The following is an 18953-nucleotide window of genomic DNA, read 5'->3' on the forward strand; positions in this document are numbered from 1 at the left end:
GGGAAGCTTTCGCAGCGCGCGCGGGCACGGGCTGCGACGTGGGTGGCGGTTCGGCGTTAAAGCGCGCGGTGGGTCACGCGGGCGGTCATGGCGGATTCGCGGGCGCTCGCGGCGTCGGCGGTTCCAGCGGCATCGGCTATCGCAGCGGCGTCGACGGTCGTATTGGCGCGGTCGCGGCTTGCGCCGCTCCTACAGGTCGCCCATGTAGGAGCGGCGCAAGCCGCGACCGCGGACTTTCACGCTTGCGGCGCGATCTACTTCGCCTCGCCCAGCAACTCGACCTCGGCCAGTTCGATCCCGCCCGCGCCCTCGCCCACCAGCCGCAGCCGATAACGCGCATACGCCGCCGGCGCAGCGATCGCGAACGCGCGGGTCTGCCGCCGCCACGCGAACGCCTGGTCGCGGCGCTCGTCCAGCGTGGTCCACTGCTGGCCGTCGTTGGAACCCTGGAGGGCCCAGGCCGCGGCGTCGCCGGGTTTGTCGGACGAGGTCAGCGTGTACAGCCGCACCGTCGCCGGCGTCTTGAAGTTCCACGCCAACAGCGGCATCGGCGCGTTCAGCCGCGCCGACGTGGTGGCGTCGTCGTCGAACAGCGCCGCGGTCTGCTTGGCGTTCAAGCCGGCGACGCTGGCGTTGTCGCGCCGCGCCAGATCGCGCCAAGGGCGCGGCGGTTCGCCGTCGGCGCTCAGCGATTCGGGCAGCGCCTGCGCCGCGCTGCCCCAGTTCGACGGGATCGGCCCCATCCTGAATTCCAGCAGCGCGCCCTGCGCCAGCCGCGCGTGCGGCAGGGTCAGCCGCTCCCACGGCTCGCCGTCGATCTTCAGCGATTGCACGTAGCGGTTGCGCGCGCTCACGCCCGGCGCGAGGATCTCGATCCGCTTGCCGTTCTCCAGGGCGATGCTCATGCGCTCGAAGCGCGGCGCGCCGATCACGTACTCCGGCGAGCCCATCCGCAGCGGGTAGAAACCGGCCGCGCTGAACAGCCACCACGCCGACATCTCGCCGTTGTCCTCGTCGCCCGGATAGCCCTGGCCGATCTCGCTGCCGGCGTACAGCCGGTCCATGATGTCGCGCACTTTCTCCTGGATCCGCCACGGCTGCCCGGCCATCGCGTACATGTACGGAATGTGGTGCGAGGGCTGGTTGCTGTGGCCGTACTGGCCCATGCGCACGTCGCGCGCTTCCAGCATTTCGTGGATGACGCCGCCGTAGCTGCCGGTCTCGAACGTGCCCGGGGTCGCGAAGAACAGGTCGAGCTTGTTGCCCAGCGCGGTGCGGCCGCCGTACAGCGACGCCAACCCGGCGCCGTCCTGCGGCGCGTGGAAGGCCATGTTCCAGGCGTTGGTCTCGGTGTAGTCGCCGCCCCAGCGGGTCGGTTCGAATTCGCTGTCGGTGTAGCGCCAGCGGCCGTCGCGGTGGCGGCCGACGAAGAAGCCCAGGCGCGGATGGAACAGGTTGACGTAGCCGAGCGCGCGGTTGCGGTAATAGGCCGCGTCGTCGGCGTAGAGCGCGCGGTACGGATCGTCGGCGCCGGCCTCGCTCGCCAATGCGCCGGCCAACTGGCCGATGGCGAAGTCGTTGATGTAGCCGTCCATCGACCACGACAGCCCCTCGTCGGCGCTGGTGTCGGTGTAGCCGCGGAAGAGCGCGCGCTCGATGCCCTTGCGCCCGGCGCCGGCCAACGGGCTGACCGTGGCCGCGTTGCGGATCGCCGATTGATAGAAGCCGCGCACGTCGAAATTGCGCACACCCTTGAGCCAGGCGTCGGCGAAGGCCACGTCCGAACTGGTGCCCACCATCAGGTCGGCGTAGCCCGGCGAGGACCAGCGCGCGATCCAGCCGCCGTCGCGGTATTGCTGGACGAAGCCGTCGATCATCTCGCCGGCGCGCGTCGGCGTCAGCAGCACATAGGCCGGCCAGGCGGTGCGGTAGGTGTCCCAGAAACCGTTGTTGACGTAGACCCGTCCGTCGACGATGCGCGCTCCGCTGCGCTCGGCGGGGCTGTCGGCCGGCGCCGGCACGAACGGGCTCGCGTACTGCCAGCGCGGCTGCTGCGCGCTGCCGGTGTTCTCGCTGGCGTTGTTGGGATACAGGAACAGGCGATAGAGATTGGAATACAGCGTGACCCGCTCGTGCTCGGGCGCGCCGCCGACCTGGACGATGCCCAGCTGCGCGTCCCACGCCGCCTGTGCGCGTTCGCGCACGCGCTCGAAGTCGTCGTCTTCGCCGATCTCCAGTTCCAGATTGCGCTGCGCCTGCTGCAGCGAGATCAGCGAGGTGGCGATGCGCATCGTCACCCGGCGGTCGCGGCCCAGTTCGAAGCCGTACCACGCCGAGACGCGGTCGCGCCCGGCCGCGCGCGGCAGCCGCTCGCCTTCGCGCACCGGCCGGTCGAAGCGCGCATGGAAATACAAGCGCCCCGCGCCGGCGGAGAGCTTGCTCTTGTTCTCGGTCCAGCCGCTGAGCGTGCCGGCTTCGCGATCCAGGACGATGTCGCCGTGCTCGTCGCGCTGGTCGAACAACAGCCGCCCGCTGGCGCCGGGGAAGGTGAAACGCAGCATCGCGGCGTGGTCGGTCGGGGTCATCTCGGCGACCATGCCGTTGTCGAAGCGCACCCGGTAGTAATCCGGACGCGCGGTCTCCTGGTCGTGACCGAAGCTCAGCGCACGCTTGCCGCGGTCGAACTCGACCGCACCCTCGCCGGGCGCCGGCAGGATGTGGAACGCCTGGCGGTCGCCCATCCACGGGCTGGGCTCGTGCGACAACGCCAGCGCTTCCAGGCGCGGACGGTTGGCCTCGCCGTTGCGCTCCTGGTACTGGTAGATCCAGTGCGAGCCGGCGTTGGTGGTCGGGGTCCAGAAATTGAAGCCGTGCGGCAACGCCACCGCCGGGAAGTTGTTGCCGCGCGAGAAGCGCGCGTTGGAATTGCTGCCGCGGCGGGTGTCGACGAATTCGCTGGGATGCTTGGCGGCGAGCTTGTCGAGCTCCTTGTCCTTGCGCGCGCGCGCCGGTTCGATCCGCACGTCGTCGAGGTAACCGCCGTAGCGCGCGCCGAGCGCGCCGTCGTGGACCAGCACGATCCGGCGCACGCGCTTGCCGGCGGCGACCTCGCCGATGCGCGCGGCGACCGCGTTCCACTGGTCCGGATACAGCAGCCGCGCCTCGCCCTGGCCGCGCGCGCTCAGCGCGAAGCCGTAGCGATCGGTCGCCTTGAGCTGCGACAAGCGGCTGCCGTCGTCGAACTCCAGATCGAGGGCGACGAAGGTGGAGGCGTAGCGCAGATCGTCGAGCTGGCCCGCCTTCGCATCCAGTTGCCGCGCCGACAGCGGGAACAGCCGATAGGACAGCTCGCTGTCCTTGCCGACCGGAACATCGACCTCGAACACCAGCGCGCGCTGCTCGCCGCCGCCGCTGCCGTCGAAACGCAGCGAGCGCAGGCCGGTGAAGCCGGCATCGGGCTTGGCGGTCAGCGCCGCGGCCGCGGGCGGTCCGCCGGCCGCGACCAGGCGCGGCGCGCTGTCGGCGATCAGCGACGGCGCCGGTTCGGCGGGTTCGAACGAACTCCAGAAGCCGCGCGTCTTGCCCACGGCATGCGCGCTCGACATCGCGGCCAAGACCGCCGCCAGCAGCGTCGCCGTGACGACCGCGCGCCGGCCTGGGCGCGCTTCCGCCGCTGGGCTGCGCCTTATCGGAGCAGCCACGGCCGCGTTGCATGCCAGCAACGCCGGCAGCAGCGAGCCCGCCGAAATCCGCACTTTCGACCTGAGCACTTCCGACATCCGCGCCTCCTCACCGAACGGCACGATCGCCGCCGCCACCCCGCATTCATTCGAATTGAATCGATCTAAAAGCGCATTGTCAAACCGCGGCGCAGCATGATCGACGCCCTCTTCACCGGATAAAAATACAATCAAAACAACGGCTTGAATTACGACAACCCGACGCCGCCCTCACCTACTTGGCACAGCTTTTGCGTCAACGTCTCAAACTGTGATTTTCTTCACATTTTTTGAGCCACCCTGTTCGTGCCCGTCCTCAACGGAACCCGGTCCCCATGCCGATACAGCGTCCTATTGCCCTCGCCGTCGCGCTCGCGGCGGTGATCGCAACTTGCCCTTCAACGTCAGTTTTTGCCGCAACGCGTCATAATTCGCAGCCCTCCCCCGACGATCCCATCCCGGAGATCGAGCGTCTGCGCGCGCAACGGCAATGGCTGCCCGCGCTGGGCCGGATCGAAGCGGCCCAGGCCGCGCGCCCCGGCGACGACCGCCTGTACCGGCTGCAAGTGCTGACCCTGGCCGATCTCGGCGGCGCCGAGCGCGCCTGGACGCTGGCCCAGGCCCGGCCGCAGTTGTTCGATGCCGCCGAGCACCAGCGTCTGAACGCCGACCGCTTCGCCCGCCGCGTGCTGTGGGGCACCGGCTATCCGCAGAGCGAGACACAGCGCCTGGACGAAATGCGCCAGGCGCGCGACCTGCTCGCGCAGCAACGCGCCGCGCAGACGCCGGAGCAGCAGCGCGCCGACCTGCGCACGCGCTTCGACGAACTGATCATGCTCAACCACCTGGAGCGCCACGCCGAGGTCGTCGAGCGCTATCGCGCGCTGCAGGCCGAGAACGTCGAGATCCCGATGTACGCGCTGGCCAAGGTCGGCCAGTCGCTGCTCGCGGCCAAGCATCCGGAAGAAGCCGCGACGGTGCTGGAGACCGTCACCCGGCAGTGGCCCGAGGACGAAGACTCGCAGTTGCAGCTGGCCTATGCCTATTCGGAAAGCGAGCGCTTCGCCGACGCCGACGCGCAGCTGGAAAAGATCAAGCAGGCGCAGCCGGCGTTCGTGCGCGTGCCCGGCGCCAAGCAAAGCCACCAGAACTGGCGCCATTACGACGCCGACAGCCAGCAGGCGATGATCGGCCTGTACGGCGAAGACACGGTCGGCGCGCAACGGCGCCTGGAACAGATGGCCCGGATCGGCCCGAGCAATTCCGGCCTGCAGTCCGACCTGGGCGTGCTGTACCAAAAGCGCGGCTGGACCGACCGCGCGCTGGAACGCTTCCGCATCGCCCAGACCCTGGAACCGACCAACGTGTCCGCGCGCGTCGGCCAGGTCGGCGGCCTGCTCGAACACAACCGCGTCGACCTGGCCCGGCCGATCCACGACGAACTGCTGCAAAACCGCGCGCGCGACGTCCAGGTCGAGCAGATGGGGCGTTCCTGGGACAGCCGCCTGGGCTGGCAATGGCAGGTCTCCACCACGTTCGGCCGCAGCGATTCCGACGGCGACCGCGGCGCCACCGCCTCGCCGCTGGGTTCGCGCGACGTGACCCACAAGGTCGAAGTCGCCAGCCCCCTGATCGGCGACCGCTGGCGCCTGACCGCGCACGCGCAGGACGCCTGGGCCGACTACGAAAACGGCAACGCCGGCAAGGACCGCGTGCACGACCGCCGCGCCGGCGTCGGCGCGCTGTACGCCTACGACCGCCTGACCGTCGGCTTCGGCGTGGACCGCAGCAACGACCGCTGGCTGCCCAGCGGCGACCGCACCGGCTATTACCTCGATGCCGGCTGGCGCTTCAGCGACGTGCTTCAAGGCACCGCCGCGTGGTACGCGACCACGCCGGACGCCTCGCTGCAGGCGCGCCGCGCCGGCCTGCACGCCGACGCGCTGAGCCTGGGCCTGCGCTGGACCCCGAGCGAGCGCAGCTCGCTGGCGGCGACCGCGCAGCAACTGCGCTACAGCGACGACAACACCCGCACCGCGTTCGGCCTCAGCGGCGCGCAGCGCCTGTACACCCGCCCGCACCTGCTGATCGACGGCCTGGCCGACGTCTACACCAGCCGCGCCAGCCGCACCGACGCCGACATTCCCTACTTCAACCCCAGCCGCGACGGCTCGCTCAACCTCGGCCTGCGCATCGACCACCTGGCCTGGCGCCGCTACGAGCGCCACTTCCGCCAGCGCCTGACCGTGCAGGCCGGGCCTTATTGGCAGGAGAACTTCGGCAGCCACTGGGTGCCGCAGGTGCGCTACGAACACGAATGGCGCTTCGGCACCGGCCGGGTGCTGGATTACGGCGTGAACTGGTCGCGCCCGGTCTACGACGGCATCCGCGAAGACCGCCTGGGTTTCGACCTGAGTTTCCGCTGGGGTGAACAATGATCATGAGCCACGCATCCGTCCGCGCCGCGCTGCGCCGCGCCTTCGCCGCCGCGCTGCTGGCGCTGCCGCTGGCCGCCCTCGCCGCGCCCGCCGCGCAGGCGCCCGAGGACAAGGACTACAGCGCCGCCGAAGCCGCGCAACGCGAGAACCGCGGCGACCAATTGCTGGTGTTGAGCTACCACGACGTGCGCGACGACGTCGCGCGCAAGGGCGATCCCGACGCCTACGCGGTCAGCACCCAGAACTTCGCCGCGCACCTGGACTGGCTGGCCGGCCACGGCTACCACCCGGTCGCATTGAGCGATGTGATCAAAGCCTCGCGCGGCGAGAAGAAGCTGCCGCCCAAGGCGGTGCTGCTGACCTTCGACGACGGCCTGCGCAGCATCTACACCCACGTGTTCCCGCTGCTGCGCGCGTACAACTATCCGGCGCTGATGGCGGTGGTGACCGGCTGGGTCGACCTGCCGCGCGACCAGCAGGTCGACTACGGCCCGCGCATGTTCACCCACGACGACTTCGTCACCTGGGACCAGTTGCGCGAGATGCAGGCCTCGGGCCTGATCGAGATCGCCTCACACAGCGACAACCTGCACCGCGGCATCACCTCCAACCCGCAGGGCAACACCATGCCGGCGGCGATCACCCGCGAATGGGACGCCAAGGCGCAGCGCTACGAGACCGAGGCGCAATACCTGGAACGCGTGCGCCGCGACCTGGCCGCCAGCGCCGACAAGATCAAGCGCGAACTCGGCGTGTCGCCGCAGTCGGTGGTGTGGCCGTACGCGGCCTACAACAGCCAGACCAACGACCTCGCCGACAAGCTCGGCATGACCGTCACCTTCGACCTGGAAGGCCGCCACCAGACCGTCGGCCGCGACCTGCACGGCCTCGCCCGCCTGCTGGTGTTCGACAACCCTACGGTCAAGGACCTCACCTACGAACTGCGCCACGACGAGGAACTCGACGGCGTGCGCGCGCTGCAGGTCGACCTGGACTACGTCTACGACGCCGACCCGGCGCAGCAGGCGCGCAACCTCGACAAGCTGATCGAGCGGGTCAAGCAGGTCGGCCCCAGCCACGTGTTCCTGCAGGCCTTCGCCGACCCCGACGGCAACGGCTCGGCCGACGCGATGTACTTCCCCAACCGCCAGCTGCCGATGCGCGCGGACCTGTACAACCGCGTCGCCTGGCAGCTCAAGACCCGCGCCAACGTCAAGGTGTTCGCGTGGCTGCCGGTGCTCGGCTTCGAACTGCCGGACAAGGCGCTGGACGCGCAGTTGGCGATCAAGGCCAGCAACCCGGCCGAGACCCACCGCCTCAACCCGTTCGACCCGCGCACCCGCGAGATCGTCTCGCAGATCTACGAAGACCTCGCCGTCAGCGGCTACACCGAGGGCCTTCTGTTCCACGACGACGCCCTGCTGCGCGACGACGAACTGCGCGGCATCGCCCCCGACGCGCCGGCCGCGCGCACCCAGGCGCTGATCGATTTCACCCATGCGCTGACCCGCGCCGCCGGCAAGTGGCGGCCGAAGCTGATCACCGTGCGCAACCTGTTCGCCGGCCCGGTGCTGCAGCCCAAGAGCGAAGCCTGGTTCGCCCAGGACCTGGCCGCGTTCAACAACGCCTACGACTACACCGCGGTGATGGCGATGCCGTGGATGGAGAACAGCCGCGACCCGCAGCGCTGGATCGACCAGTTGGTGGCCAAGGTGAAGGCTTCCCCGCGCGGCCTGTCGCGCACCATCTTCGAGCTGCAGACCGTGGACTGGCGCGACAACAGCAAGCCGATCCCGGCCGCGCAGCTCAAGCGCATCGTCCACCGCCTGCAGGCCGACGGCGCGCGCCACCTGGCGTGGTACCCGGACGACTTCATCGCCGACCGCCCATCCACCGCCGACGCGCGCGAGATCCTGTCCGCGCGCGGCTTCCCTTACATCGAGAAGTAGGTCGGCCCCGAACCGCCCGCCAGAGCAGCCCGCCCACAGCAGACCGCCTCTTCGAATCCACCAACGGCGCGCGGCCAGGACCGGCCGCCGCCGAGGGAGCGTCGCCCCGCCATGAACCCAACCACCAGCCCCGTGCTGACCGCGCTGTTCCAGTTCGCGTTCTTCTATCCGATCGTGATGTCGTTCTTCTGGATCGCCGGCGGGCTGTACTACTACTTCCGCCGCGAGCGCGCCTCGCGCGGCCGCACCGACCCGCCGCCGCTGGACGCGGCGCCGTTCGTCAGCATCCTGATCCCCTGCCACAACGAAGGCGACCACGTCCACGAGACCCTCGGCGCCGCGCTGGCCCAGCGCTACCCGGACTTCGAGGTCATCGCGATCAACGACGGCAGCCGCGACGACACCGGCGAGCAGCTCAACCGCCTCGCCGCGATCCACCCGCGCCTGCGCGTGGTCCACCTCGACCGCAACCTGGGCAAGGCCAACGCCATGCGCATGGGCGCGCTGGCCGCGCGCTCGGAATACCTGGTGTGCATCGACGGCGACGCGCTGCTCGACGAGTACGCGACCCACTGGATGGTCTGGCACCTGATCTCGGGCGCGCGCGTCGGCGCGGTCACCGGCAACCCGCGCATCCGCAACCGCTCGACCTTGCTGGGCCGTCTGCAGGTCGGCGAGTTCTCCTCGATCATCGGCATGATCAAGCGCGCCCAGCGCGTGTACGGCCGCATCTTCACCGTGTCCGGGGTGATCTGCGCGTTCCGGCGCAGCGCCCTGCACCGCATCGGCTACTGGTCCGACAGCATGGTGACCGAGGACATCGACATCAGCTGGCGCCTGCAGCTCGACCACTGGGACATCCGCTACGAACCCAACGCGATGTGCTTCATCCTGATGCCCGAAACGCTCAAGGGCCTGTGGAAACAGCGCCTGCGCTGGGCCCAGGGCGGCGTGGAAGTGCTGATGCGCCACAGCCGCGACCTGTTCTCGTGGCGCAAGCGCCGCATGTGGGCGGTGATGGCCGAGTACGTGGCCAGCGTCGCCTGGGCCTACATCATGGCCCTGATCATGGCGCTGTGGGCGATCGGCCTGTTCGTCGAACTGCCGCCGCAGTTGCGCGTGACCACCCTGCTGCCGTCGTGGCACGGCGTGATCCTGGCGCTGATCTGCCTGCTGCAGTTCGCCGCCAGCATCATCATCGACCGCCGCTACGAAACCGGCGTGGGCCGCAACTACTACTGGATGATCTGGTACCCGATGGCCTATTGGCTGTTGAGCTTCTTCACCACCGTCACCGCGGTGCCCAAGGCGCTGCTCAAGCGCCGCGGCACCCGCGCGACCTGGGTCAGCCCGGACCGGGGGCTGCGATGAGCAACGGCAACGAGCGCACGCCCGGCACCGGCGGCGACAACCCCAATGGCGACAACAACGGCACCGCGGCGCCGCCGCGCGGCGCCGGCACCGGCCGCGCCGCCGACGGCTTCAGCCGCCCCAGCCACAGCACCGCCGCGCCGCCGGCCGCGCCGCCCAAACCCGAGGACACCGCAAAGCCGGTCTCGCACAAGCACGACTCGCGCCTGATCCAGAAACCGGCGATGCAGCATCCGCTGCCGCGCACGCTGTGGGGCGTGGTCACCGGCGCGTTCTGGCTGGTGTACCTGTATTTGTGGATGCCGGTGCTGACCCTGGTGCTGTGGCTGCTCGGCATCCGCACCGTCGCGTCCGAGTTGTACCTGCGCACCCACGAAGTCGATCCGTTCCTGATGCTGATCCTGCCGGCCACCGCCGCCGCGGTGGTGGCGCTACTGCTGATCTGGGCCGAGTACAACCGCTGGCGCTTCGCCGGACGCGACGGCGAACGCCGCAGCCGCCTGGCCGACGTCTCCATCGACGAAGTCGCCCGGGCCCTGGGCGCCAGCGACGAAGTCGCGCAAGCGCTCAACGCCGGCCGGATCAGCGTGCTGCACATGGACCCCAACCACGCCGTGCCGCTGGGCGTGACCGCGGTGACGCCGACCCCGCCCGCACAGCACCCGTTCCCGCCGCTGGCGCCCAAGCCGCGCTTCACGCGCACCGCCGCCGCGCCCGGCAACACCTGGCTATTGGCCGTGGCGCTGGGCGCGATCGCGCTGGTGATCGGCGTGCTGATCGTGGTCTCGCACGGCTACCGTCAGATCGAAACCTCGGCGCCGGTGCACGGTCTGGAAGGCGCGCCGGGCCTGGACCGCCCGGCGCTGGGCGACGGCGAGGAAGGCTCGCGTTTCGTCGATCCCGCCACCAAGGCCGGCGAGGATGCGGCGGCGGACGACGCCGCGCCCACCGCGAGCGATCCGCAAACCGCCACCGCCCAGCAAGCGCGCGAAGCCAAGAAGCGCCGCGACAACGAAGCGCGCGCGCGGCGCAAGCCCGCTGCCGACAACGCCCGGCCCAAGCCGCTGCCCGGCTTCAGCCCGAAACCGGCCTACCCGCTCGATGCGTTGCGCCAATGGGAAGGCGGGCTGGTGACCTTGCGCGTGCAGGTTTCGGCGCAGGGCGAGGCGACCCAGGTCGAAATCAGCCGCCGCAGCGGCTACCGCGCGCTCGACCGCGCCGCGGTCGACACAGTGCAGCGCTGGAAGTTCTCGCCGGCGGTGCGCGACGGCAAGCCGGTGGCGGCGGTGGTGTTCGTGCCGGTGGAGTTCAAGCCCGGCCAGTGACGGCGGTGGGCCGCGGCGCGCGAGCGCGGGCGCCGATGCGCCTGCTCGCGCGCAAGCGCGCTGCGCGTCGCGGTCCGCGCACCGCGCGCCGGCCTCGCGATCCGTGCCGGCCGCAACGCGCGAACCGCGACGCGCGGCGTGCTTGCGCGTGAGCCGGCGTGAGGAACCCGACCGTTGTGAGCGCAGTCACGACGACCGCGAAAGCCGCGGGCTACGGTTCGCCCAAGCGCGAAGGCCCGCAGCCGATGGATCGAGATGGCGGTCGTCCCCTACCCCAACCCGCTCGCTTGCGCGCAGCCCGTCGAACCCGCCCCGCGCATCGCCGCCGCATCGCCGCCGCAGGACGCCGTCCTGGCCGCGACGGTCACCCGCTGGTTGCGCGAGCAAGGCGTCGACGTCGGCGGCTGGCCGCAACTGCAACGCCTCGCCGGCGGCATGTCGCACCTCACCTACCGCCTGCGCTACGACACTCACGACCTGGTGCTGCGCCGGCCGTTGCAAGCGCTCGGCGGCCTGCAGCGCATGCGCCGCGAATTCCTGCTGCAAACCGCGCTCGCCGCGCATTACCCGGTGCCCGCGATGCTGCGCCTGTGCGCCGACCCGGCCGTCGCCGGCGCGCCGTTCTACCTCATGGCCCACGTGCCCGGCCTGGTGCCGCGCCGGCGCTCGTTCGCGGATACGGCGCTGAGCGCGGACCAGGCCCGGCAAGCCTGCACGAACTTCCTCGACACACTCATCCAACTGCACCGCATCGATCCGCGCGCGCTGGGCCTGAGCGACACCGTGCTCGCGCCGCCCAGCGCCCATCACCTGCGCAAGCTGCTGACCCACTGGCTGGGCCGCCACGCCCGCCTCAAGACCTGGCACACGCCCGACCTGCGCGCGATGGGGCAATGGCTGATCGACCGCGCTCCCGCGCGCCAACCCGCCTGCCTGCTGCACAACGACTGGCGGCTCGACAACCTGGTCTTCGACCGCGACTGCCCGAGCCGCATCCGCGCCGTGCTGGATTGGGAATTCGCCGGCCTCGGCGACCCGCTGATGGACCTGGGCATCGTGCTGTCGTACTGGATCGAACCCGGCGACCACCCGCTGATGCGCCGCTACCAATGGCAGCCCTCGCACCTGCCCGGCATGCCCAGCCGCGACGAACTCGTCGAACGCTACTTCACCGCCACCGGCTGCAGCGACCGGGACTGGACCTACTGCCAGGTGTTCGGCTGGTTCCGCTACCTGCTGGCGCTGCAGGAACTGCACCTGCGCCACGCGCTCCAGGGCGGCGAGGAAAAAGCCTTCTTCACCGGGGTGTGGGCGCTGATCCACTACCTGCACTGGAAATGCCGCGCGCTGATGCGGCGCGGCTGACCGGCGGTGGCGATGCGCAGCTGGCACGAACGCCTGCTCGGCGACCTGTCCGGATCGCTGCGGCGGCTCGCGTTCCTGCCCGAAGCGTGGCGCTACCGCATCGTGTCCACCGCGCTGGGCCGGCAGAGCCGCTACTTCCACACCCACCGCCTGCGCATCGTCCACATCGCCCCGTGCCGGATCAGCATCGGCGCCGCGAACCACCGCAGCCTGCGCAATCGCGCCGGCGCCGTGCACGCGATGGCGGCGAGCGTGGCCGGCGAATACGCCGCCGCGCTGGTGGTCGCGCAACACCTGCCGCGCGGCGCGCGGCTGCTGGTCAAGAGCGTCCACGCCGACTTCCGCGCGCCGCTGCGCGGCGACGTGCAAGCGCAGGCCTGCATCGACCCGGCGCAGATCGGCGCGGCCTGCGCCGGCGCCGGCGGCCGCCTGCGGGTGGCGATGAAAGTGATCGACGCCACCGGCAAGGCGCCGGTGCGCGGCCACGTCGACGTGGTCTGGTCGTCCCCATCGTCCACCCAGGACACCGCGCCATGAACGCCGCTGCCCAAGCCGCGCCGCGCACCGCCGCCCGCCTGCCCGGCCTGACCCTGCTGGCCGCGTGCTTCGGGTTCATGGTCGTGCAACTCGACGTCACCATCGTCAACCTGGCGCTGCCGACGCTGGCCGCGGACCTCGCCAGCGAGCTGCCCGACCTGCAATGGGTGATGGACGCCTACACCCTGATGTTCGCCGCGTTGCTGCTGTCGGCCGGCGCGCTGAGCGACCGCATCGGCGCGCGCCGCAGCTTCCTGCTCGGCCTCGGCGGTTTCCTGCTCGCCTCGCTCGGCTGCGGCCTCGCCGCCAGCGCCGCGCAACTGATCGCCGCGCGCGCGGGCCAAGGCCTGTTCGCCGCGCTGATGGTCCCGTCCTCGCTCGCGCTGCTCAACCACGCCTTCGCCCACGACCCGCCCAAACGCGCGCGCGCCATGGCCGTGTGGACCGCGTCCGGCGCCGTCGCCGCGACCCTGGGCTCGGTCGCCGGCGGCGCGCTGCTGCAATCGCTGGGCTGGCGCAGCATCTTCCTCGTCAACCTTCCGATCTGCGCGATCGGCATCGCCCTGGCCTGGCGCATCGCCGAAACCCCGCGCCGGCCGGAGCGCCGTTTCGACATCGCCGGACAACTGCTGGCCGTCGCCGCATTGGCCGGGCTGATCGCCGCGATCATCGAACTGCCGCGCCTCGGCCCCGGCCATCCGATCGTGCTCGGCGCCGCCGCCACCGCCATCGTCTGCGCCCTCGCCTTCGTCGCGGTGGAATCGCGAACCCACGAACCGATGCTGCCGCTGGCCTTGTTCCGCCTGCCCGGCCTCAGCATCGCCCTGCTGACCGCCATCGCCGTGGCCGTCGCCTACTACGCCCTGCTGTTCGCGATGAGCCTGTACCTGCAACAGCGCGCCGGCTACACCCCGTTCCAGGCCGGCCTCGCCTACGTACCGCTGGCCGCGTCCTTCATCGCCGCCAACCTGCTCAGCGGCCGGCTGCTGGCCCGGCGCGGCTTCCGCTTCGCGCTGCTGCTCGGGCTGTTGCTGTGCGCCGCCGGCTTCGCCTGGCTGAGCCGGCTCGCGCCCGGCGACCACTACGCCTGGATCCTGCCCGCGTTCATCGCGATCCCCGCCGGCATGGGGCTGGCGATGCCGGCGACCACCACGCTGGTGCTGGCCAGCGTCGAACGCTCGCTGTCGGCGACGGCGGCGGCGGTGCTCAATGCATCGCGGCAGACCGGCGCGGCGCTGGGGGTGGCGGTGTGCGGGTTGTTGTTGATCGGCGACGGCGGCCTGGGCGTCGGTCTTCGGACCGTCTGCCACGTCGCTGCAGGGGTATTGCTAGCCGCCGCGGTTCTGGCGTGGACGTGCCTCCCTGCGACAGGCGCCGCGAAGCCCGCCACGACATAAGCCGCAGCGCCGTTTGTCCGCCGAGCAATGGACGCGTCGTGGACCCGATATCCCATACGATGCAGGGCCGCCCCATCCTCACCGCCTGATGCCGATTCGCAACTACAACGGGAGCGGCGACTGGAGCGTAGAAGCGGTCCAGTCGCGATATCTGAAGCATTGCGCCCGGTTGAAGATCCAGGCGTCTCGCGCACTCGAGCCCTTGACTGACCGCACGGCGGATACGATCCGGATCTATCCGATCATGGAACCCGTCATCGAAGGGATCGCAGCCGGGGACCCGGCCTGTATGGTCTTGGGCGTCGAGTTCATCGAACAGGACGCTCGCTTCCCGTTCGGCCGGATACTGAAGAGCCGCGCTGCGCGAGCCTTGAGAGGCTGCGAGTTGCCGGACGCGCTCAAGACTCGAATCAGATACCGCGTCGCGGACATGCTGGCCGCGGGCAACACTCCGCGCGAATTCAAGGAATATGCGCGCCTGCTGCGCAAAATCGGCTTCGACGGCCTGTGGCCGAGAATGTCCGCCTCCGCCCCCGCCGGCAACGAGTACGCCATGCGCTACTTCAACTATTTCCGTGCGATACACGAGCGCTCGCCCGCGGTGATTCCGCGCAAGCGCTAGGCGCTCTCACATCGCACCCATTCGCGCCGCACCCACGTCAGAACAACGGTCCAAGCGCGGCATCGCGCTCCTGCGTTGAATATCGCAACCCGGTCGCCGACACTTGCGCGTATCGGCCTACCGGCCCAGCCGCAACGCCTCAGAACCACCCGGCCCAGGCCCCACCGATTCGCAGGTCAGCACGCATGCCCGCTTGGCTCTCGCAAACCCGCAACCTCCCCTCGCTGGAAGCAGAGGTGTGCTTCCAGATCCAGGACCGTTTCTACTACGGCCCCGACCGGGTGTCCGATCCGTCCGATTACGAGCGGCTGGCGGAAAAGCTCGCGCCGCCGGCGATCGCATTGGTCTCGCCGTCGATGGTCCGAAGCGCCGAAGCGCTGGGACACGAAGCGGAACTGGCGGCGTACTACCGGCAGATCGTGCGCCTCGCCCGCCATCACCAGCGGCCGTTCAATTCCATCCGCCACTATTTCTGGCTGCGGCTGTGGCTGTGGAACTCGCAACAGCAGGCGCACATCGCCTTCCCCTGGTACGACAGCTACGCCGAGATCGACCGCGTATTGAAAGCCTTGGTGGAGATCGAATCCGGCCCCGTCCACGACGATGCGGACCAAGGCTGGGAAGTGCAGATCCACGCCAGGGGCGATGCGGTGTACCTGTTGCAACGCGACCCCGACGAAGACGAAGCCCTCGCCGCGCTGTGCGTGCCGCGGGCGGAACTGGCGCGCCAGGTCGCGCAACTGCGCGAACGCACCCAGGGCCTCATCGCGCGGCTGTCCGGCGAACTGGGCGCCGATGTCTGGACGTCCTACGTCCGCACCGAACCGACCTTCGCGCCCTGACGCCGGGTCCGGGTCCGGGTCCGGGTCCGAGTCCGGCTCGGGCGCGCGCCGCGCGACCGCCGATCATCGCGCCCGATCCTGCGACGCACACGCCGTCGCGCGGGTTTCCGCATCGCTAACCGACACCGCGTTTTCGCCAACCTTTTCAGCGTCCGTGCGCGCGCGATCACGCCACATCTGAGCAGTCGCGAGGGTCGTTTGCCGCGCGCGCGGCGGCGCGATGGAATCCGCCGGTGCCGCGCGGCGAGCACGCCCGGGCCGGCACCGCGACGCGAGACTTCCTCGCCGCCGCGCCCCTCCCATGGAAAGGACGAAAATGATCATCTCGAACGCGATCGCGAACAAGAGCCGCTGGCTGGCGCTGGTGCTGGTCCCGTTGGCGCTGGCGCTGCCGGCGCAACAGGCGCAGGCGCAGTCGTTCACCACCCTGCGCTCGTGGCAGGCCGGCTCGTTCGGCACCGGCTGGAGCACCGTCGCCGAAACGCCCGTCGGCCTGTTCTTCTACAACGCCCAGAACGGCGCCGCCGCGGTCGGCCGGATCGACCCCAGCGGCAACTACATCAACATCCGCGACTATCCCGCCGGCACCTTCGCCACCGGCTGGAGCAGCATCGTCTCCACCCCCAACGGCCTGCTGTTCTACAACGCGCAGACCGGCGCCGGCGCGATCGGCACCCTCAACAGCGCCGGCATCTTCACCCACTTGGTCACTTACGCGCCCGGCGCCTTCACCCTGGGCTGGAACCGCGCGACCTACACGCCCAACGGCATCTTGTCTACAACGCGAACAACGGCGCCGCCTCGACCGGACGGGTGAACTGACGCCATCGGCGCGATCGCGACCCGCGCAACGGCCCCGATGGGCCGTTGCGCCCGCACGGCGCGCCGCGCTCAGCGGCTCAGCGGAATCTCCAGATAACTCCCGCCATACCAGCGCACCCGCATCGGCTCGCCGGCATCGGCGATGCTTTCCGCCGCCACCGCCTTGCCGCTGCCGTAGTTGATCTCCTGCTGCGGATTGCGCAGCACGCTGACCACCGCGACCAGCCGGCTGCCGGCCTGCATGCGCTTGCTGGTGACGCGGCCGGCTTCGAAGTTCAGCACGGTGCGGCGGTCCGGCTCCAGCAGTTTGCGGCGACTCGCGTCGTCCACGTAGCTGGCGCGCGACTGGTAACGCGAAAGCTCGAAGTAGCGCCGGTCGGGCATCAGCTCGTACAGCGAGATGTTGAAGTCGAAATCGCGCTTGTTCGTGCTCGCCTCCAGCCGGCCCGAGAACAGGCCGCTGAATTCCTCGGCCTGCGCGAACGGCTCGCTGACGAACACCACGCTCTCGGCGGTGTCCAGGTCCGCATCGACGATGCCGCCGCCGGGCACGATGCGTTCGGCGTCGCGGCGGTCGCGCAGGTCGATGACCTGCTCGGCGAACGCATCGGACGCCGCGGCCTGCGCCAGGAACGCATAACGGCTGTCGCTGCCGGCCGTCGCGCCGAGATAGAACTTCTGCCGCCGCTGCGCCATCGCCGCCAGCGACGGCGCGTGCTTCCACTCGTTGGCGCCCATCACCTGATAATTGATCCGGTCGGCCAGCAGCGCCGGCTTGGGCGCGCCCTTGAACACGTAATCGAACCACTGGTAACGCAGCACGCCGATGTCGAGCTGCGCCTGCGGATCGAGCGTGTAGCCGCGCAGGCTGTCGCCGGTGGCGACCGTGCCGCGCTGGCCGCTGACGTGGTTGTACGGCCCGATCACCAGGTAGTGCTCCGCCTGCGGGCGATAACGGTAATGCTCGCGCAGGTAATACAGCGCGCCGATCTGCGCGCCGTCGTAATAGCCGGTGGTGGTCAGCACCGGCAGGTCCAGCGCGGCGAACTCGTCGCGGTAGGGGATCATCGCCTGCCAGTACGCGTCGTAGTCCGGATGCGACAGCCAGCGCAGGTAGATCGGATTCGGCGTGCCGTCGATCTGCGGCAGCTCGCGATACGGCCGCCCGCTGACGTACCACTGCTGGTACATGCGCTGCCAGCGCGGGTAATCCTCCATCGCGCCGGTGTCCAGCTGGCGGTTGTTGGCGACATAGAACGGCCAGTAATACTGGAAGCCGTAGAAGATGCCGCCCTCCATGGGTACGTCCAGCCCGGGCGCGCCGGTCACCGACGGCATCAACGCCTTGAGCGCCTTCGGCCGGCGCTTGGCCGTCGCCCACTGGGTGAAGCCCTCGTAGCTGCCGCCGTACATGCCCACGCGCCCGTCGCTCCACGGCTGCGCCGCGATCCAGTCGATCAGCGCCGCGGCATCGTCGCCGTCGTGCTCGTACGGAACCGCCTTATCGGTGCTGCAGCTCTTGCCGCGGCTGGTGCCGGTGACGCCGACATAGCCGTTGGACGCCGACCGCCGCGCCTCGTTGAGCGTGGTGCTGGGATCGGCGTAGATGGTGAAGTTCAACAGCGTCGGCAAGCGCGCAGCGGCGTTCAACGGACGCACCACCGTCGCGCAGACGGTGGCGCCGTCGGGCGTGGTCACCGCCACATCGCGCTCGATCGCATAGCGCCGCGCGTCGTCCGCGGCCGTCAGCGCCGGCAACAGCGGCGTCATCGCCGCATAGCTGCGCTCGATCTGGTAACTGCGCACCAGCGCCAGCGCCGCGGCGCGATCCAGCGCCGGCTGCTTGCGCAGCGGCGCCAGCGCATCGGCCAGCGCGCGCCGCTGGCGCGGAATATCCGACGCTTCGAAATTCAACACCCGCATCGCCACGCCGGCGCTGCGGTCGTCCATCGGCGTCACCGTCTCGGCGAACGCGCGCGTCAGCGCCGCGCCGAAGTCCAGCCCCTCGCCCGCCTGCAACGCCTTGGCGCGCGCATACAGCCGGTATTGAGCGAAGTTCGGCCGCACCGGCACCGGCCCCTGGGTGGCGGTGGCCGACAATTCCTCCAGGCTGCGCTCGGCCGCGGCGTAGTCGCCGGCCACCAATTGCAGGCGGAAACGCTGGTTGAGATCGCGGCTGCGGTCGTCGTCGCGATAGTCGGCGAGCAACTGCCGCGCCAGCGCCGGCATCGCGGCGTCCAGGCGCGCCGGATCGTCGGCCACGGCTGCGGCCAGGGCATAAGGCACCGACGGAGCGGAAGGCGCCGCCGCAACGGCGGTTGCGCAAAGCAACGCGCCGGCGACCCACGCCGGCATCAAGATGGATCGCAGCATTCGCCCTCCCAGGCGTGGCGGAACTCCCCAATGAGATGCCGCCGTCGCTGGAATCGTCGCATGCCTGTGGTCCGCGGCGCCATCGCATTCAACCGCCATGACTCGCCTGTCGCTTACCGCACGGGCATCGCTGGAACGCCAGCGGCAACGCCTTGATCCCTTCGTACATATCGGGATTCGCCGTGACCGAGTC

13 protein-coding genes are annotated in these 18953 nt (G+C 70.1%); 11 read left to right on the plus strand and 2 right to left on the minus strand.

The window, feature by feature from the left end:
• Nucleotides 1-254: 254 nt before the first annotated feature.
• Entirely contained in the window at nucleotides 255-3605 is a 3351-nt protein-coding gene (locus tag RDV84_RS22700; RefSeq protein WP_425606196.1) for a GH92 family glycosyl hydrolase, read from the minus strand.
• Between RDV84_RS22700 and RDV84_RS22705 the strand changes: the two genes are divergently transcribed.
• The 11 genes from RDV84_RS22705 to RDV84_RS22755 all read left to right on the plus strand — a co-directional run bounded on the left by RDV84_RS22705 (nucleotide 3580) and on the right by RDV84_RS22755 (nucleotide 16382).
• Entirely contained in the window at nucleotides 3580-3879 is a 300-nt protein-coding gene (locus tag RDV84_RS22705) for a hypothetical protein (RefSeq protein WP_309151705.1), read from the plus strand. The genes RDV84_RS22700 and RDV84_RS22705 overlap by 26 nt on opposite strands.
• 175 nt (nucleotides 3880-4054) lie before the next feature.
• On the plus strand, nucleotides 4055-6157 hold the full coding sequence (gene pgaA / locus RDV84_RS22710; protein ID WP_309151706.1) for a poly-beta-1,6 N-acetyl-D-glucosamine export porin PgaA: 2103 nt from the start codon (nucleotides 4055-4057) through the stop codon (nucleotides 6155-6157).
• Between the two features lie 2 nt (nucleotides 6158-6159).
• Nucleotides 6160-8106 carry a poly-beta-1,6-N-acetyl-D-glucosamine N-deacetylase PgaB gene (pgaB, locus tag RDV84_RS22715; RefSeq protein WP_309151707.1) on the plus strand — a complete coding sequence of 649 codons (1947 nt, stop codon included), beginning with the start codon at nucleotides 6160-6162 and terminating at the stop codon, nucleotides 8104-8106.
• 111 nt (nucleotides 8107-8217) lie between these two features.
• Complete coding sequence (gene pgaC, locus RDV84_RS22720) at nucleotides 8218-9477, plus strand: poly-beta-1,6-N-acetyl-D-glucosamine synthase (protein WP_309151708.1); 1260 nt, start codon at nucleotides 8218-8220, stop codon at nucleotides 9475-9477.
• On the plus strand, nucleotides 9474-10802 hold the full coding sequence (gene pgaD / locus RDV84_RS22725) for a poly-beta-1,6-N-acetyl-D-glucosamine biosynthesis protein PgaD (RefSeq protein WP_309151709.1): 1329 nt from the start codon (nucleotides 9474-9476) through the stop codon (nucleotides 10800-10802). The genes pgaC and pgaD overlap by 4 nt, the downstream gene beginning before the upstream one ends.
• A gap of 255 nt (nucleotides 10803-11057) precedes the next feature.
• Nucleotides 11058-12167, plus strand: coding sequence for a phosphotransferase family protein (locus RDV84_RS22730; protein ID WP_309151710.1), 1110 nt, complete (start codon nucleotides 11058-11060; stop codon nucleotides 12165-12167).
• 12 nt (nucleotides 12168-12179) lie between these two features.
• The gene (locus tag RDV84_RS22735) at nucleotides 12180-12704 is read left to right on the plus strand and encodes a DUF4442 domain-containing protein (protein WP_250443338.1); all 525 of its coding nucleotides are present in this window, start codon (nucleotides 12180-12182) and stop codon (nucleotides 12702-12704) included.
• Nucleotides 12701-14101, plus strand: a complete 1401-nt coding sequence (locus RDV84_RS22740; protein ID WP_309151711.1) for an MFS transporter — start codon at nucleotides 12701-12703, stop codon at nucleotides 14099-14101. Before RDV84_RS22735 ends, RDV84_RS22740 begins: the two co-directional genes overlap by 4 nt.
• Nucleotides 14102-14189: 88 nt before the next feature.
• Nucleotides 14190-14723 (plus strand): hypothetical protein, encoded by a 534-nt coding sequence (locus RDV84_RS22745; protein WP_250443344.1) that lies wholly within the window; start codon nucleotides 14190-14192, stop codon nucleotides 14721-14723.
• Between the two features lie 185 nt (nucleotides 14724-14908).
• Nucleotides 14909-15565, plus strand: a complete 657-nt coding sequence (locus RDV84_RS22750; RefSeq protein ID WP_309151712.1) for a hypothetical protein — start codon at nucleotides 14909-14911, stop codon at nucleotides 15563-15565.
• A gap of 316 nt (nucleotides 15566-15881) precedes the next feature.
• The gene (locus tag RDV84_RS22755) at nucleotides 15882-16382 is read left to right on the plus strand and encodes a hypothetical protein (RefSeq protein WP_309151713.1); all 501 of its coding nucleotides are present in this window, start codon (nucleotides 15882-15884) and stop codon (nucleotides 16380-16382) included.
• Between the two features lie 74 nt (nucleotides 16383-16456).
• Here the strand turns inward: RDV84_RS22755 and RDV84_RS22760 are convergent, their stop codons facing one another.
• Nucleotides 16457-18760 carry a CocE/NonD family hydrolase gene (locus tag RDV84_RS22760; protein ID WP_309151714.1) on the minus strand — a complete coding sequence of 768 codons (2304 nt, stop codon included), beginning with the start codon at nucleotides 18758-18760 and terminating at the stop codon, nucleotides 16457-16459.
• Between the last annotated feature and the right edge of the window lie 193 nt (nucleotides 18761-18953).

The sequence above is a fragment of the Lysobacter yananisis genome (genome assembly GCF_031199375.1).
GTDB lineage: Bacteria > Pseudomonadota > Gammaproteobacteria > Xanthomonadales > Xanthomonadaceae > Lysobacter > Lysobacter yananisis.

Coding starts and splice junctions, on each gene's coding strand:
- RDV84_RS22700 (WP_425606196.1), bottom strand. CDS start 3,605: ATGTCGAGCGCGCATGCCGTGGGCAAGACGCGCGGCTTCTGGAGTTCG.
- RDV84_RS22760 (WP_309151714.1), bottom strand. CDS start 18,760: ATGCTGCGATCCATCTTGATGCCGGCGTGGGTCGCCGGCGCGTTGCTT.
- RDV84_RS22735 (WP_250443338.1), top strand. CDS start 12,180: ATGCGCAGCTGGCACGAACGCCTGCTCGGCGACCTGTCCGGATCGCTG.
- RDV84_RS22745 (WP_250443344.1), top strand. CDS start 14,190: ATGCCGATTCGCAACTACAACGGGAGCGGCGACTGGAGCGTAGAAGCG.
- pgaC (WP_309151708.1), top strand. CDS start 8,218: ATGAACCCAACCACCAGCCCCGTGCTGACCGCGCTGTTCCAGTTCGCG.
- RDV84_RS22740 (WP_309151711.1), top strand. CDS start 12,701: ATGAACGCCGCTGCCCAAGCCGCGCCGCGCACCGCCGCCCGCCTGCCC.
- pgaA (WP_309151706.1), top strand. CDS start 4,055: ATGCCGATACAGCGTCCTATTGCCCTCGCCGTCGCGCTCGCGGCGGTG.
- pgaB (WP_309151707.1), top strand. CDS start 6,160: ATGAGCCACGCATCCGTCCGCGCCGCGCTGCGCCGCGCCTTCGCCGCC.
- RDV84_RS22730 (WP_309151710.1), top strand. CDS start 11,058: ATGGCGGTCGTCCCCTACCCCAACCCGCTCGCTTGCGCGCAGCCCGTC.
- RDV84_RS22755 (WP_309151713.1), top strand. CDS start 15,882: ATGATCATCTCGAACGCGATCGCGAACAAGAGCCGCTGGCTGGCGCTG.
- pgaD (WP_309151709.1), top strand. CDS start 9,474: ATGAGCAACGGCAACGAGCGCACGCCCGGCACCGGCGGCGACAACCCC.
- RDV84_RS22750 (WP_309151712.1), top strand. CDS start 14,909: ATGCCCGCTTGGCTCTCGCAAACCCGCAACCTCCCCTCGCTGGAAGCA.